The following is a 15,518-nucleotide window of genomic DNA, read 5'->3' as shown; positions in this document are numbered from 1 at the left end:
AGAGTGGTCAGCCAGAAGTGGTACCTAACCAGTCTACTGCCCCTGGCGGACCAAACTGGCCCTGCAACACCCCTCAGAGCCACGTGGAGGGCATTTCACACCCTTCCAAGGGTCGGTTCGCCCACCGCGGGGGCGCGTCAGCCGTAGGTGTCTCTGGGGCCCCGGCCGCGCACGTGCCGCTCTCCGCGCCGCCAGCTGGGGGCGCTCGGGCCGTGGAAGGTGATCCGGGTGACCACGCCGTCACCGACCGCAGCGGCGATGGTGGCCAGCAGCTGGCGCTGCATGGTGCGCAGCTGGGTGGCCCAGGCTGTGGATTCCGCCTGGACCGTCAGCTCACCGTTCTGCAGCGACACCGGCTTGGCGTGCGAGGCGATGTCCGGCCCGACCAGGTTGTCCCACCGGCCGAGCACCGAGCCGGCCGAGACCTCCTCCGACCAGCCGCGCGCCTGCACCAGCTTGTTGGTGAGGTGGCCCAGCAGCTGGGGGTCGCGGTCGTCCGATCCCGGCCCTGACCAGCGACGACGCCGTGCGGATCCGGACTTGATGCCGCCGCGACGCACTGGCACGCGCCGGGCGTGGATGCCCACGCCGCGCTCCTTGGCCTGCGCCCGCGCCTCCTCCAGCGCGCGGCGCGCGAGGTCCACGCCGCGCCCCTCCTCCACCGGCGCGGCCGGCTGCTCCGGCTCTCCCGCAGCGGCTCCGGGAGAAGTTGTCGACAGGTTGTCCCCAGTGTTGTCCACAACCGGGGGATAACCCTCATCTTCAGGTCGACCCATGCGCTGCCTCCTCCACCTCGATGGTGCTGGTGCGGGTGGCGCCGTCGCGTCCGGCGTCAGCATCCACCCGGTAGCGAGTGCCTGCCAGCTCGGCGGGGACGTCCGCACCCACCGCCGCGGTGATCAGCACCTGCTCGGCGCCGGCGGCCACGTGCGCCAGCGCGGCGCGGCGGCGGCGGTCCAGCTCGGCGAACACGTCGTCGAGCACCAGCACGGGGTCGGTGCCGTCGGTTCGCTGCAGGGAGAAGCTGCCCAGCCGCAGCGCCAGCGCGTAGGACCACGACTCGCCGTGGCTGGCGTAGCCCTTCGCCGGTTGCGCGCCCAGCTGCAGGTCCACGTCGTCGCGGTGCGGGCCCACCAGGCACACCCCGCGCTCGATCTCTGACCGGCGCACTCGCGCCAGCTCGCTGAGCAGGCACGCCTCGAGCAGCTCCGCGTCCGCCCGCTCCGCGCCCGGCTCGCCGTAGCCCGGCCCGGCCGTCGGGCTGGGGAAGGCGTCGCCCAGGCTGCTGCGGTAGTGCAGCCGCGCCGGCCGCGACTCCGGGGCCAGCGCGGCGTAGGAGTCGCTGACGTGCGGGGCGAGCTCGGTCAGCAGGTCCAGCCGGCCGGCGAGCAGCTGTGACCCGAGCTCGGCGAGGTGGCCATCCCACACGTCCAGGGTAGCGGCGGCGTCACCGGCGGAACCGCTGCGGCGCAGCGCCGCCCCGGCGGTCTTGAGCAGGGCCGACCGCTGGCGCAGCACGCGGTCGTAGTCGGCCCGCACCCCAGCCAGCCGGGGCGCCCGGCTCACCATCAGCTCGTCCAGGAAGCGGCGGCGCTCACCCGGGTCACCCCGCACCAGGGCCAGGTCCTCCGGGGCGAACAGCACGGTGCGCAGGATGCCCAGCACCTCGCGCGCGCGGCGGACCGGAGAGCGGTTGATCCGAGCGCGGTTGGCCTTACCGGGCGTGATCTCCACCTCAACCAGCAGCTCACGCTGCTGGTTGACCACCGCGGCGCGGGCGATCGCCCGGTCGGCGCCGGCGCGGACCAGGGGCCCGTCGGAGGAGACCCGGTGCGAGGACAAGGTCGCCAGGTAGCCCAGCGCCTCCACCAGGTTGGTCTTGCCGTTGCCGTTGGCGCCGAGCAGCACGGTGACGCCTGGGGTGAGAGTCAGCTCCGCGCTGCTCCAGGAGCGGAAGTCGGTGACTCCGAGGTGACGGACGTACACCTCAGTCCGCGCTGCCCGGCGTGCCGGGGGCGGATCCGGGGGCGTCGGGGCCGGTGGAGCTGGAGCTGCGGCTGGCGTGCCCGCCGAACTGGTTGCGCAGCGCGGACACCGCCTTCATCGCAGGGGACTCCTCCTGCCGGGAGGCGAAGCGGGCGAAGAGCGCGGCCGAGATCACCGGCAGCGGGACGGCGTGGTCGATCGCCTCCAGCACCGTCCAGCGGCCCTCGCCGGAGTCAGCGGTCCAGCCAGAGATCGCGTCCAGGCCGGGATCCTCCTGCAGCGCCCTGACCAGCAGGTCCAGCAGCCAGGAGCGCACGACCGTCCCCTCCGACCAGCCCTGCAGCACTGCGGGGACGTTCTCCACCAGCTGGGAGGCCTTGAGCAGCTCGTAGCCCTCCGCGTAGGCCTGCATCAGTCCGTACTCGATGCCGTTGTGCACCATCTTGGCGTAGTGCCCGGCACCCACCGGCCCGGCGTGGGAGAACCCGTTCTCCCGCGGGCCGGTCGGGCGCAGCGCGTCGAAGACCGGCATGGCCATCTCCACGTGCGCGACGTCGCCCCCGACCATCAGTCCGTAGCCGTTCTCCAGCCCCCAGATTCCACCGGACACCCCGCAGTCGAGGTAGCCGATGCCCAGCTGGCCCAGCTCGGCGGCGTGCGGCTGGTCGTCGGTGTACTGGGAGTTGCCCCCGTCGATCACCAGGTCACCCGGGGAGAGCACCTGCCCCAGGGCGGTGATGGTGTCCCGGGTGATGGCGCCGGAGGGCACCATCACCCACACCACCCGGGGGGCGGGCAACGCCTCGGCCAGCGCGGCCAGGGTGGGGACGTCGCTGACCTCCGGCCGCGGGTCGTAGCCCACCACGCCGATGCCCGCACCCCGCAACCGCTCGCGCATGTTGAAGCCCATCTTGCCGAGCCCGATGAGTCCGATCTCCATGTCTGCGCCTTCCTGCCCGCGGTGGTGTCCAGGGTGCCGGGTCAGCCCGGCAGCCGCACCGGCATCAGCAGGTAGGTGTACTCGCTGTCCGGCGCCGGGAACGGGCCCGGGCCCTCGAGCGCGGGAGCGTCCGGGTCGGTGGGCCGCAGCACGGCGGGCCGGCTCGCGGTGGTGAATCCCATGGACACCCGCTCGCTGTGCAGCACCGAGAGGCCGTCGAGCAGGTACCCGGGGTTGAACGCGATGACCAGGGGCTCGCCGGTGAACTCGGCCGGCAGCTCCTCCTCGGCCTTGCCCTCGTCGTCCCCGCCGGCGGTCAGGCGCAGGCCTTCCTCGCTGAACTCCATCCGCACCTGCGCGCCACGCTCGGCCATCAGGGAGACCCGCTTGATCGCCTCGACCAGCGGGGCGACGGCCACGTCGGCCACTGCCGCGTGCTCGGCGGGCAGGAGCTGGCGGAACTTGGGGAAGTCGGCGTCGAGCAGCCGGGTGGTGGTGCGCCGGCCGGCACCGGCCAGGCCGAGCAGGCCCTCGCCGCCAGCGCCGGTGGTGCCCAGGGCCAGCTGCACCTCGCCGGAACCGCTGGTCAGCGTCTTCGCCGACTCGGCCAGGGTCTTCGCCGGCACCAGCACCGCCAGGGACACCTCGTCGGCGTCGGGCTTCCACTCGAAGGTGCGCACGGCCAGCCGGAAGCGGTCGGTGGCGGCGAGGACCACCCGGGCCCCCTCGATCTCCACCCGCACGCCGGTGAGCATCGGCAGGGTGTCGTCGCGCCCGGCGGCCACCGCCACCTGCGCCACGGCCTCGGCGAAGACGTCGGCCGGCAGCGATCCGGTGCCCGCAGGCATCGATGGCATCTGCGGGTAGTCCTCGACCGGCATGGTCGGCAGCGAGAAGCGGGCACTGCCGCAGAGGATGTTCACCCGGCTCCCGTCGACGGTCACGTCGACGGGCCGGTTGGGCAGCGAACGGGTGATGTCGGCCAGGAGCCGACCGGAGACCAGCACGCGACCGCCGTCGGCGACCTCGGCGGAGACCCCCACCTGTGCCGACACCTCGTAGTCGAAGCCGGAGACGGTCAGCCCGTCGGCCTCCGCGCCGTCAGCACCCTCGACGCTGCCGGTGGACAGCAGCACGCCGCCCAGGACAGGTACCGGTGGACGCGAGGGAAGGCTGCGCGCAACCCAGGCCACTGCGTCGGCGAACTCATCCCGCGCCACCCGGAACTTCATCGGTAGGACTCCATGCTCTCCGGGCTCCCTCTCACGATCTGGCTCCTGCTCCGGACCCACCCACCTGGTGAGCCCGGCCTGCTGCACCCCGCAGAGGCAGCCGCCCAACCGTAGAGCGTTCCGGCCCGTGCTGGGAACCCGGTGCTCTGCTGGGCACGAGCAGCGCGAGGTGCCCAGCAGGGCTGTTCACGGAGGTTGTGCACATTCCTGCTCTAGAAAGAGATCCCTCTAGAGAGAGAACAGGAACAGCAGTAGGGGGTGTGCACGCTGTGGACTGAGCACCTCGTGCGCTGATCGGACGGCGTGGCGGGCTGGGGAGCCAGCAGGGGGTGAAAGGTGCACCGCCGTCCCCAGATCTGCTGCGTGCACATCCATGCACCGCTCGGTCCCCAGATGAATCGAGTTACCCCCAGGCTTGTCCACAGGTGTGGGTTAATCGTCCACCAGGCGTGCTGAGTGGGCACGGACACACATCCAGCAGGGGTCCGAGCGGGCCAGCAAGGCCCGAGGAGGGTCGCGAGATGGGTCGCCAGAGGGCGCTGAGGGGGGTCAACAGGGCGCGTCCTGAGACGCACGACGACGGCCTCTCCGGCCGTCGGGCAGGCCGGGACATCGGCCGGTAGAGCTAGCTGCGCGAGCGCTGCTTGATCCGGGCGGTGAGCTCCTGGACCTGTTCGTAGGTACGACGGCGCTCGGCCATCTCCTTGCGAATCTTCTTGTTGGCGTGCATCACCGTGGTGTGGTCCCGGCCGCCGAAGGTCTGCCCGATCTTGGGCAGCGACAGGTCGGTGAGCTCCCGGCAGAGGTACATCGCGACCTGCCTGGCCTGGGCCACCGCCCGGGTCTTGCCCGGTCCGCGCAGCTCGTCCAGGGAGTTGCCGAAGTACTCGGCGGTGACGGCCATGATCGTGGCGGCGCTGATCTCCAGCGAGGACGCGTCCGGGATCAGGTCGCGCAGCACGATCTCCGCCAGCGCCAGGTCCACCACCTGCTGGTTGAGGGAGGCGAACGCGGTGACGCGGATCAGCGCCCCCTCCAGCTCACGAATGTTGCGCTCGATCCGGCTGGCGATGAACTCCAGCACCTCGTCGGGCACCGCGAGCCCGTCCATCTGCGCCTTCTTGCGCAGGATGGCGATGCGGGTCTCCAGCTCAGGTGGCTGGACGTCGGTGATCAGGCCCCACTCGAAGCGGGTGCGCAACCGGTCCTCCAGGGTCACCAGCTGCTTGGGTGGCCGGTCGGAGGAGACCACGATCTGCTTGTTCGCGTTGTGCAGCGTGTTGAAGGTGTGGAAGAACTCCTCCTGGGTGCCTTCCTTGCCCTCCAGGAACTGGATGTCGTCCACCAGCAGCACGTCGATGTCGCGGTAGCGGCGCTGGAACGCCACCTTCCGGTCGTCGCGCAGGCTGTTGATGAAGTCGTTGGTGAACTCCTCGGTGGAGATGTAGCGCACCTGGATGCCAGGGAAGAGGCGCTGGGTGTAGTGGCCGACCGCGTGCAGCAGGTGGGTCTTGCCCAGCCCGGACTCGCCCCAGATGAAGAGCGGGTTGTACGCGCGGGCCGGTGCCTCGGCCACCGCGACTGCGGCGGAGTGCGGGAACCGGTTGGAGCTGCCGATGACGAACGTGTCGAAGGTGTACTTCGCGTTCAGTCGTGTCTGCGCCGGCCCGGCGGGCGCCTTGCGCACGGTCGAGTAGCTCGGCCAGATCTCGTTGATCGTCTCCAGCGCGTCTTTTTCCTCGTCGACCTCGTCGAGGTCGTCCACGCCGGTGAAGCCCCCGGCGGAGCCGCCGTGGTCGGCGCCGTCAGTGGAGGCGCCGTGCTCGCCCCGGGGCGCCACGCCGTCGGCGGCGGCACCCTCGTGCACCGCGGACGCCTCGTCCACGCGGACGGCGAGAATCACCTCGCTGCCGAGGTGGCGGCTGAGCGCGTCGGTGATCGGGGTGCGCAGCACCCGCTCGATGGCTTCCTTGGCGAACGCGCTGGGCGCGGCGAGCAGCGCGAAGCCGTTGACGAATCCCACGGGGCGGGTCAGGCGCAGCCATGCCCGTTGCTGAGCGGAGAGCGGGCGACCAGTGGCATCGGTGTACGAGGCGAGCTCGGCCACCACCTCGGCCCACACGGAGCGCAGCTCACGTGTGTCCTCTGCCACTGACGGTCCTCCCCTGGATGCGTGAAGTACCGATCACGTCGCACGGCGTGCTCGATCGGCCTGGGCATCATGTCCTACCGTCCACAGAGTTGTCCACAACTGTGCACGGAGTTACGCGGGTCGCACCGCAGCCCGTGGGGCTCGGTGTGGCGTGGTGGGCAACGGCTTCCGGACGTGCCAGCTGCACGGACGCTGACCGCCGGATCTCCCCCCTGTGGCACTCATCACCAGAGCGAGTGCCCGGGGAAAAGTAACAACAACACACACCCCTGACAAGGGGTGTGTCCCGCACCAGCCGGAATTGGTCGGGCCGCCCCCGGCAGCCGAGGTTACGGGTCGCTGGCCTTGGTCCCTGCGGCGGCCGGGGCAGACGACCGCGGCCCAGGTGGCCGGGCGCGACCACCCGACGGGCAGCCTGCTGACGGTGCTCGTGCGCTCTGCGGGTGCCCCCGGCGACGGCTACTGTCGGGCAAGCACGTTTGACCGCCCGATTTGGGCTGCCGTAGTCTCGTGCAGTCACTGCACACAGGTGGCGATATCGTGCTGTTTCCACCCACGCCTTGCGTGGCGGGCCCGCACGGAGGTCGCCTACGTGGTGGTCGTCCCTGAGGGACGTAGAGACATCGTTGATTCATCGAAGTGCAGGGAGTTCAAGTCGTGGCCAAGGGTAAGCGGACGTTTCAGCCGAACAACCGGCGTCGCGCACGGGTTCACGGCTTCCGGCTGCGCATGCGCACCCGCGCCGGCCGGGCCATCGTGTCTGCGCGCCGACGCAAGGGTCGCGACGAGCTCACTGCCTGAGCCGCGGCCTCTTCATGCTCCCGGCCGCCCACCGACTGTCCCATCGCAGCGACTTCTCCGCCGTGATGCGTGGCGGTCGGCGCGCGGGCCGGTCCCGGCTGGTCGTCCACGCCTTGCGGCGGGACGGCGAGTCGGCGGAGCTGCCCAGCCGAGTGGGCCTGGTGGTGAGCAAGGCGGTCGGCGGCTCGGTGGTTCGCCATCGCATCTCCCGGAAGCTGCGCCACGTGATGCGTCCCGTGGTCGCATCGCTGCCGCCGGGCACGGACGTGGTGCTGCGTGCACACCCGGCCGCGGCCACGGCCAGCTCCGGCGAGCTCGACGCCGACGTTCGCTCTGGCCTGCGGAAGCTGGGTTTCACGCTCGAGCCGATCCCCGCGTGAGCGTGCAGGCGCCGGTACGGCGCTCGCTGATCGCCCGGGGAATGGTCTTCCTGGTGCGGCTGTACCAGACCTGGGTGTCGCCGTTGCGACTTCCCACGTGTCGGTTCCAGCCCACCTGCAGCAGCTACGCGGTCGAGGCCCTCGAGGTCCACGGCGCCTTCCGCGGCACCTACCTGTCGGTGTGGCGACTTCTGAAATGCGCACCCTGGCACCCTGGTGGGTGGGATCCTGTGCCTCCCGCAGGCTCGGTGTGGCCGCGCAGCGCAAAGACTAGGAGCGAGTAGAACAGTGCTGGACTTCATCTACTACCCGGTGTCGGCGATCTTGTGGTTCTGGCACAAGGTCTTCGGCACGGTTCTGGGCGCGAGCAGCGGCATCGGCTGGGCGCTGTCGGTGATCTTCCTGGTCTTCACACTGCGTGCAGTGCTGTACCGCCCCTTCGTGAAGCAGATCCGCACCCAGCGGCAGATGCAGGAGTTCCAGCCGCAGATCAAGGCGCTGCAGAAGAAGTACAAGGGCGATCGCCAGCGCCTGGCGCTGGAGATGCAGAAGCTGCAGAAGGAGCACGGGTTCAACCCCGTGGCCGGCTGTCTGCCCGTGCTGCTGCAGGCGCCGGTCTTCATCGGTCTGTTCCACGTGCTGCGCTCGTTCAACCGCACCGGGTCGCAGGCGCAGATCCCGTTCCTGAGCCCCACCGAGCCCATGTCGGTGGAGCAGAACGCGCAGACGGCGAACTACGTCTTCAGTGCCGACGAGGTGCGCTCGTTCCTGGACGCCAAGCTCTTCGGCGCGCCGCTGTCTTCCTTCCTCACCCAGACCGACGCGCAGCTCGAGGCCTTCGGCGACGTCAACAAGGTCGCCATCGCGGCGGTTGCCATCCCGCTGATGGTCATCGCGGCCGTCGCCACCCACTTCACCGCTCGTGCGTCGGTGGCTCGCCAGAGCGCGGCTGCCGCGGCGAACCCGCAGTCGGCGATGATGAACAAGCTCGTCCTGTGGGTCTTCCCGCTGTTCGTGCTGGTCGGTGGCCCCTTCCTGCCGGTCGCCATTCTCATCTACTGGCTGAGCAACAACGCCTGGACCTTGGTGCAGCAGCACTACGTGTTCGGCAAGATCGCCGCCGAGGACGAGGCGAAGAAGCGCGAGGCGATCGAGCGACGCGGCAGCAACGCCCCCCGCCCGGGTGCCCGCCCCAACAAGCCGAAGGGCCGCAAGGCCGCTGCCAACGGCTCTCCCTCGCTGTCCAAGGAGTCGCCGGAGAGCACGGCCGAGGAGGCTGACGACGCAGTGCTGCCGGCCGAGGACACCTCTACGCCGCCGGAGTCCAAGCCGTCGCTGACCAAGTCACCGAGCAGCGGCGGGGCGGCCACGCCGAAGGCCAAGATCGCCAGGCCCGCCGCAGCCTCGGGCAAGCCTCGCCGTGGCGGCCAGTCGCCCAACGCCAAGAGCAAGTCCAGTCGCGGCCAGCGCAAGAAGCGCTGAGCGGCGCCGACGGCACGAGAGGAACACCCTGTGTTGGAGAACGAGACCGTGAGTGGTGACGAGTCCGAGCGCCAGGACCCGGACACCGAGCAGTCGGCTCCGCTCGACGTGCCGTCCGCAGCACCGACCGATGCCGCGCTCTCCGGTGAGGACGACGCCGACGACCCCTTGGTGGAGGAGGGTGACGTCGCTGGCGACTACCTCGAGCGGCTGCTGGACATCCTCGACTTCGACGGCGACATCGACCTGGACGTCGAGGGTGACCGCGCGATGGTCAGCATCGAGGGTGGTACCAACCTGGACCAGCTGGTCGGCCGGAAGGGTGAGGTGCTCGACGCCCTGCAGGAACTGACCCGCCTGGCGGTGCAGCAGGTCACCGGCGAGCGCAGCCGGCTGATGCTGGACATCGCCGGATGGCGTGCCGATCGGCGTGCCGAGCTGAGCCGGCTGGGAGCCACCGTGGCTGAGCGGGTGCTGGAGAACGGCCAGCGCGAGGAGCTCCCCCCGATGACCCCGTTCGAGCGCAAGATCGTGCACGACGCGGTGGCTGCCGTGCAGGGCGTGGTCAGCGAGAGCGAGGGCGCCGAGCCTGCGCGCCGCGTGGTCGTCCTTCCCAAGAGCTAGTAACTGACACCGATGTCAGTTGTGGCCCCCGACCGGTTCGGTCGGGGGCCACACGGCGCTACGGGTCTTCCGTGGCACCGCTGATGTTTCACGTGAAACCGAGAGGTGTGGTCGTGGAGACCGATCGAGTGGCTGCCCAGGTATTTGGCGACCGATTGCCGCTGGCTGAGCAGTACGCCGCGCTGCTCGCTGGTGCCGGCGTGGAGCGGGGCCTGATCGGCCCACGGGAGGTCGACCGCATCTGGGACCGCCACCTGCTCAACTGCGTGGTGGTGCAGGAGCTGTTGCCGGAGTCGAGCACCGTGGTTGACGTTGGCAGCGGCGCCGGCCTGCCCGGCATCCCGCTGGCGATCGCCCGGCCAGACCTCACCGTGGTCCTCGTGGAGCCGCTGCTGCGTCGAGCCACGTTCCTGCAGGAGGCGGTGGACGCCCTAGGGATCAGTGTGACCGTCCACCGCGGGCGCGCTGAGGAGCCGGCGACCCGCACTGCCGTGGGCGGCGCGGACGTGGTGGTCTCCCGAGCGGTGGCACCGCTGGGCAAGCTGCTCGGCTGGTGCCTCCCGCTCGCTCGCGTGGGGGGTCGGGTGCTGGCGATGAAGGGCAGCTCGGCGGAGGAGGAGATCGAGCGGGACCGCAACGCGATCAAGCGCATCGGCGGGGACAACCCCAGGGTGCTGGAGTGCGGCACGACCCTGCTGGACGTCCCGACCCGGGTGGTCGAGACCGAGCGACTGCCCGGACGGGGCGCGCGGAAGAGATGAAGGTCGCCCTCTGTCGACAAAGGTATGTCGGCCGGGGGGAACGCCACCCGCCCGTGGTGAGATAGACACAGCCCAGCTGCCGGGATCACCGAAGCCGGGCGTCGGCTGGACCGAGGCGTGGACGTGCGCTCGCCGAGCCCCACCGGCCGCGGTGGAAGCTCCGGTCGACGGCGCTGTGGTTCACGATGCGACACAGAGTGACTAGAGGAGCGTTGATGGCCCGGCAGCGAGACCGCGAGACAGATGTGCCGACGAGAGGTTCCGGGGGCACCACGCCTACCGGGCACGTGGCCGGCTCGGCCATCCTGGGCGCCGGCGTGGTGCTTCGACCAGCGGGCGACGACTTCGACACCCCCGTCGCCGCGGCGGCCGCCCGGGCAGCGCGGGTGCAGCACCACGGTGAGGTGGTCGTCCCGCGGCCGTCCTCCCCCCGGGTCATCACCGTCGCCAACCAGAAGGGTGGGGTGGGCAAGACCACCACCACGGTGAACATGGCCGCGGCCCTGTCCATGTTCAACCTCAAGGTGCTCGTGGTCGACCTCGATCCGCAGGGCAACGCGAGCACCGCGCTGGGCATTCCGCACCCGTCCGGAACTCCCTCGGTCTACGAGGTGCTGATCGGTGAGGTGGAGCTGGCGGAGGCGATCCAGACCAGCACCCACGCGCCCAACCTGTGGTGCGTGCCGGCGACCATCGACCTGGCCGGCGCGGAGATCGAGCTGGTGTCGATGGAGGCGCGGGAGAAGCGGCTGCGCCGTGCGCTCAGCGAGGAGACGCTCACCGACCTGGGCATCGACTTCGTCCTCATCGACTGTCCCCCGTCGCTGGGGCTGTTGACCGTCAACGCGCTGGCGGCGGCGCCCGAGGTGCTCATCCCCATCCAGTGTGAGTACTACGCGCTCGAGGGACTCGGCCAGCTGCTGCGCAACGTGGAGCTGGTGCAGGCGCACCTCAACCCTGAGCTGCACGTCTCCACGATCCTGCTCACCATGTACGACGGCCGCACCAAGCTGGCCGACCAGGTGGCGGACGAGGTCCGCAACCACTTCGGCGAGCTGGTGCTCCGCACGATGATCCCCCGCAGCATCAAGGTGTCCGAGGCGCCGGGCTACGGGCAGACGGTCCTGGCCTATGACCCGGGCTCGCGCGGCGCGATGAGCTACCTGGACGCTGGCCGTGAGTTCGCCATGCGAGGCGACCTCACGCTGGTGTCGCCGGAGCCCGCAGAGCCTGGCGATGAACCCCTTTCCCCTGATGGACCCAGCGAGCAGAAGGTGCAGCAACAATGAGTCAGCAGCGACGTGGCGGCCTGGGACGTGGCCTGGCTGCGCTGATCCCGTCCGGTCCGACGGAGGGCCCGCGGCTGGGCGCCGCCGCGGCCGACGTGATGTTCGGTGCACAGACCGCCCCCGCGCCGAAGTCGGACCAGCTCACCTCCACCACCGGGAGCAGCGCCCCGTCCTCCGTGGCTGACCCGGCCCAGGTCGGTGGCCCGGACGCCCCGGTCTCGGACTCCCCCGTGGGCGCGGTCTACCGCGAGCTGCGGACCGCCGACATCAGCCCCAACCCGAAGCAGCCGAGACTTGCCTTCGACGAGGAGGCCCTCGCCGAGCTGGTGCACTCCATCCGTGAGTTCGGTCTGATGCAGCCGATCGTGGTCCGGGAGGACTCCCCCGGACACTACGAGCTGGTGATGGGCGAGCGCCGCTGGCGTGCGACCCAGGAAGCCGGACTGGAGACGATTCCCGCCATCGTGCGGGACACCGCGGACGAGGCGATGCTGCGGGACGCGCTGCTGGAGAACATCCACCGAGTGCAGCTGAACCCGCTGGAAGAGGCGGCGGCCTACCAGCAGCTGCTCGAGGAGTTCGGCGTGACGCACGAGGAGCTCGCCACTCGCATCGGTCGTTCGCGGCCAGTGGTGTCCAACACCATCCGGCTCCTTCGCCTGCCGGTCCCCGTCCAGCGTCGGGTGGCGGCGGGGGTGCTCTCTGCCGGGCACGCCCGCGCGCTGCTGTCCCTCGACGGCGACCCGATGGCGCAGGAAGACCTGGCCGCGCGCATCGTGGCCGAGGGGCTGTCGGTCCGGGCCACGGAGGAGGCCATCACCCTTGCCCGCCGCCACGCGGATGAGGCGCGGCCGGCGGCCCGGGGTTCCGATCGTCGGCCCGCCCGTCCCCCGGTGCTGCAGGAGGTGGCTGCCCGGCTGTCGGACAGCTTCGACACCAAGGTGACGGTGAGCCTCGGTCAGCGAAAGGGACGCATCGTGGTGGAGTTCGGGTCGGTCGACGATCTCGATCGCATCGTTGGTTTGATGAGCTCCCAGGGCGATGGAACCACTGTCGTCCGCCCATCCGGGGACACGCCGTAGTTTCATCACTGTGATGCCGGTCGGCTCCTGTCGAGAGTGGTAGGTAGCCCAGCGATTCGATGGCGTGTGATCCATTGTGGACGGACCGGGTGAACAAGTCGCTGGGCGCGACCTCTGCGAGACCGACCGCGCCCGGCCGCGGCGGATCCCAGGGCAGTGCTAGCGAGCCGCTGCTCAACAGGAAGTCCTGAACGTCGTCGCTCTAGTGGTCACCGTTCGAGGTGCCGCAGCCTGATGAGGTTGGGGCCGTTAGGTGAGTGCCGGCGCACTCCAGCGAGGACCTCAGGGCGGACGCCCCGGAGGCGTGGTGCTCCGCCAGCAACTGACGCATTGCCCTCCCGGCAGACGTTGCGGCGGGGGCGGCCGCTTTAGACGGGAGCCCGACGGGCCACCTTGTCGTGTCCCCAGGTCCTACCTCGGCGGTTCTCGGGAATGGTGGGATTGGGCCCCAATCCCCGCACTCACTTCCGCGCCCTGTTTCGGTGTGGCGCGGCGCTTCCTACACCGGGTGTTTCACGTGAAACACCCGGTGTCCGAGCTAACCGCGCGTTCTCACGACTAGTCGGGTGGAGTGCTCGTACTGCAGCGTATGGCGCTTCGTCGGGGATCTGGCGGCGTTACCTCGTCCCCGCGCAGTCGCAGGGCGTTCGACAGCGGCTTGGTCCGGCTCGCCCCCCGCTTGCAGCTCGCTGCTGGCACCGGGTACGTCTCGTTCGCCCTGGATAGCCAATTGGCCTGGGGAATGCGCCCCCGTTGCCGGTTTGAGGGGAGATCGGGTTCGCTGCGCCAACAGCGCGACCCTCGCTCAATTGTGGTCCCGGTCAAGTTCCTGCCGGCGCGGTGCATGTTCCGGCTGCGACTGCGCCGAAGATCGGCCACCGGGGTGTTTCACGTGAAACCCAGGCGTCTGAGTCGGCATTTTTACGAACCCCGACTTGCAGTACTTTCGGTCGGAGGCCCGGGTTCTGCGTGACGCCAGTGCCGGTCGTTCAGCGCAGTGCGTCGGGGTGGTTCCCCGGTGTACGGATAGACCGCGAATGCCGCCTCGCGGCGAGCTATTCCTACGAGGACAGGGACGTGGCGGTGAGCGCCGCTCAATGAGCACCCGTCGGCTCCAATCTACTGTTGTTTCGGTCCACGCTCAGGACTGGAACGGAGGTGCCCATGCGCGCCACATCGACCGGCGGGCACGCCAGTCAGGCGTCCATCGGATCTCGGCACGCTTGTTCCGGCACCGTCTTTCCCACGGCGAGAGGTGCCCCGTGGGGGCTGATCACGCAGTTCAGCACCACGGTGGTCGATGGATTGTCATTCAGCCTCCTGTCGCAGCGCCGGAATTACCGAGTCCCCTGGAACCGGCGTTTGGGCGGTGTGCGCACGAAGGGACTCCCGCCCAGTCCGGTATAGCGCCCACGGGTCGGGCGAGGGTGCCAGGGCGGTGAAGCGGGCCGGACGGGCCAACGCAGCTGGTCTGCTCCCCTCGTGCCCCGCGGCCGGCCTCGGTGGCCGCAATGTCCCGCGATCCGGTGGCACCTGGGCAGCATCCCGCGGCCCCGACCCGCCCCTGCAATCCGGTGTTTCACGTGAAACACCACGGCGCCGTCCACGGGGGAGCCCTAACGGCGGTGTCGCGGGTGTCGCAGAGGGTGGACGCAGGGCATCGCGACGCCGGCCACTGCTCCTCCACCCGATAGTTTCAGCAATTGGGTTGACGGCGCCCTGGGCACGCAGCTCACCGTCCTGTGCCCGCGCGTGAAAGCGTGGGGGTTGCTCGACCCACCGTGGATTCATGGTGCCCGGCTACCGGCGCTGCCGTTGATGGCGGACTGCAGAGAGAACTGGGCCACTGCGTTGAACCTGGAGGGGTCCGGGCCGGGCCGCCGGGAACGACCCGTGGACGCGGCGGGGTGCGATAGTTCAGGTGGGGCAGGCTAACCGCGCATTCCCGCGGTTCGGTGGCAGGACGGGGGCTCCGGGTCTGCAGCGACGCCCGCGCCCCTTCGGGAGTGACCGGCGGGCCTAGCGTTTTACCACGATCCCGAGGCCGGTGGCGCAGTGCACCACCATTGGAGTTTCACCCAGGTCCTTCCGCTCCAGTTGCTGCGGTCGGAATCTCGTAGTGGTTGACCGCCGGTGCGGGATCAGGCGGCGGCGCCGCTCTCAGGTCCGGCCGGGGCCCCCCGTGCTTGCGGTGGTCGGGGAGAGCTCGCGTAGCCGGAGCTCGGTGGTCTCCCAGTCGTCATCCACCAGCGATCCCGTTGCTGCTGCGTTGGCGCTCGACAAGACCGGCCAGACTATTTCGGGGCTGTACCGTCGGCCGCTGGCACCCCTCTCCCAGAAATCGGCGTCGGTTCACGGCTCGAAGTTGTCCCCGAGATTGCCCGGCACCAGGCAGTGGGAAAGGCGCCCCCGCTGTTGGAGCTTCTCGAGTGCCGCACGGAGATGGGCGGCTTGTCCGCCGCGGTCCCGCGGGTGGTCTGCAACTCCACCGAGTGTCGATACCGGCGCTTCAGTCGGCCACTCCGCAGAATGCTCCCTCAATGAGGTGCCATTCCCGGCGCTCACCCGGGCACTCTCGCCGGCACGCTGTTTCACGTGAAACCAGCATGCTGACCTAAGAGGGCGGAATGGGGCACCGCATAACTGGTTCGCCCTTCAGCAGCCCGAGATTGTTATTAGTCACAGTGACGTAACTGGCTGGGGTTGCGGCCTGGGTGTATTCAGGCCTTCCTGGGCCCTTTTTGGCAGCGCCCAGCCACGCCTGGGTGGCGGTTGTTCTGATGCCATCA

Annotated in this window: 13 protein-coding genes; 8 read left to right on the top strand and 5 right to left on the bottom strand. The window is 69.9% G+C overall.

Going from position 1 to position 15,518, the window contains the following annotated elements; all coding sequences use genetic code 11:
- Positions 1–137 precede the first annotated feature (137 nt).
- The 5 genes from AC3YNX_RS04730 to dnaA form a co-directional block, all read right to left on the bottom strand.
- Positions 138–776 carry a DciA family protein gene (locus AC3YNX_RS04730; protein ID WP_127781564.1) on the bottom strand — a complete coding sequence of 213 codons (639 nt, stop codon included), beginning with the start codon at positions 774–776 and terminating at the stop codon, positions 138–140.
- Entirely contained in the window at positions 763–1,986 is a 1,224-nt protein-coding gene (recF, locus tag AC3YNX_RS04725; RefSeq protein ID WP_127781562.1) for a DNA replication/repair protein RecF, read from the bottom strand. Before recF ends, AC3YNX_RS04730 begins: the two co-directional genes overlap by 14 nt.
- Before the next feature lies 1 nt (position 1,987).
- Positions 1,988–2,971: a phosphogluconate dehydrogenase (NAD(+)-dependent, decarboxylating) gene (gnd, locus tag AC3YNX_RS04720; protein WP_489982576.1), complete on the bottom strand. Its 984-nt coding sequence runs from the start codon at positions 2,969–2,971 to the stop codon at positions 1,988–1,990.
- Entirely contained in the window at positions 2,968–4,158 is a 1,191-nt protein-coding gene (gene dnaN, locus AC3YNX_RS04715) for a DNA polymerase III subunit beta (protein WP_489994746.1), read from the bottom strand. Before dnaN ends, gnd begins: the two co-directional genes overlap by 4 nt.
- A 625-nt stretch (positions 4,159–4,783) precedes the next feature.
- Positions 4,784–6,310 (bottom strand): chromosomal replication initiator protein DnaA, encoded by a 1,527-nt coding sequence (gene dnaA / locus AC3YNX_RS04710; protein ID WP_489994745.1) that lies wholly within the window; start codon positions 6,308–6,310, stop codon positions 4,784–4,786.
- Between the two features lie 657 nt (positions 6,311–6,967).
- Between dnaA and rpmH the strand changes: the two genes are divergently transcribed.
- The 8 genes from rpmH (at position 6,968) to AC3YNX_RS04670 (ending at position 12,729) form a co-directional block, all read left to right on the top strand.
- Positions 6,968–7,111 (top strand): 50S ribosomal protein L34, encoded by a 144-nt coding sequence (gene rpmH / locus AC3YNX_RS04705; RefSeq protein WP_127784541.1) that lies wholly within the window; start codon positions 6,968–6,970, stop codon positions 7,109–7,111.
- A 14-nt stretch (positions 7,112–7,125) separates the two neighbouring features.
- Positions 7,126–7,491, top strand: coding sequence for a ribonuclease P protein component (gene rnpA, locus AC3YNX_RS04700; protein ID WP_489994744.1), 366 nt, complete (start codon positions 7,126–7,128; stop codon positions 7,489–7,491).
- 41 nt (positions 7,492–7,532) lie between these two features.
- On the top strand, positions 7,533–7,775 hold the full coding sequence (gene yidD, locus AC3YNX_RS04695) for a membrane protein insertion efficiency factor YidD (protein WP_127785014.1): 243 nt from the start codon (positions 7,533–7,535) through the stop codon (positions 7,773–7,775).
- 4 nt (positions 7,776–7,779) lie between these two features.
- Entirely contained in the window at positions 7,780–8,973 is a 1,194-nt protein-coding gene (yidC, locus tag AC3YNX_RS04690) for a membrane protein insertase YidC (protein WP_127784539.1), read from the top strand.
- Positions 8,974–9,006: 33 nt separating this feature from the next.
- Positions 9,007–9,597, top strand: a complete 591-nt coding sequence (locus AC3YNX_RS04685; RefSeq protein WP_489994981.1) for a Jag family protein — start codon at positions 9,007–9,009, stop codon at positions 9,595–9,597.
- A gap of 83 nt (positions 9,598–9,680) precedes the next feature.
- Positions 9,681–10,358 carry a 16S rRNA (guanine(527)-N(7))-methyltransferase RsmG gene (rsmG, locus tag AC3YNX_RS04680; protein ID WP_489994743.1) on the top strand — a complete coding sequence of 226 codons (678 nt, stop codon included), beginning with the start codon at positions 9,681–9,683 and terminating at the stop codon, positions 10,356–10,358.
- 215 nt (positions 10,359–10,573) lie between these two features.
- Positions 10,574–11,647, top strand: coding sequence for a ParA family protein (locus AC3YNX_RS04675; protein WP_489994742.1), 1,074 nt, complete (start codon positions 10,574–10,576; stop codon positions 11,645–11,647).
- Entirely contained in the window at positions 11,644–12,729 is a 1,086-nt protein-coding gene (locus tag AC3YNX_RS04670) for a ParB/RepB/Spo0J family partition protein (RefSeq protein WP_489994741.1), read from the top strand. Before AC3YNX_RS04675 ends, AC3YNX_RS04670 begins: the two co-directional genes overlap by 4 nt.
- Positions 12,730–15,518 lie beyond the last annotated feature (2,789 nt).

It is taken from the genome of Rhodococcus sp. Z13_19A (assembly GCF_058133575.1).
The sequence above is the reverse complement of the archived record's forward strand: the minus strand, read 5'-3'. Positions and strand labels throughout refer to the sequence as shown.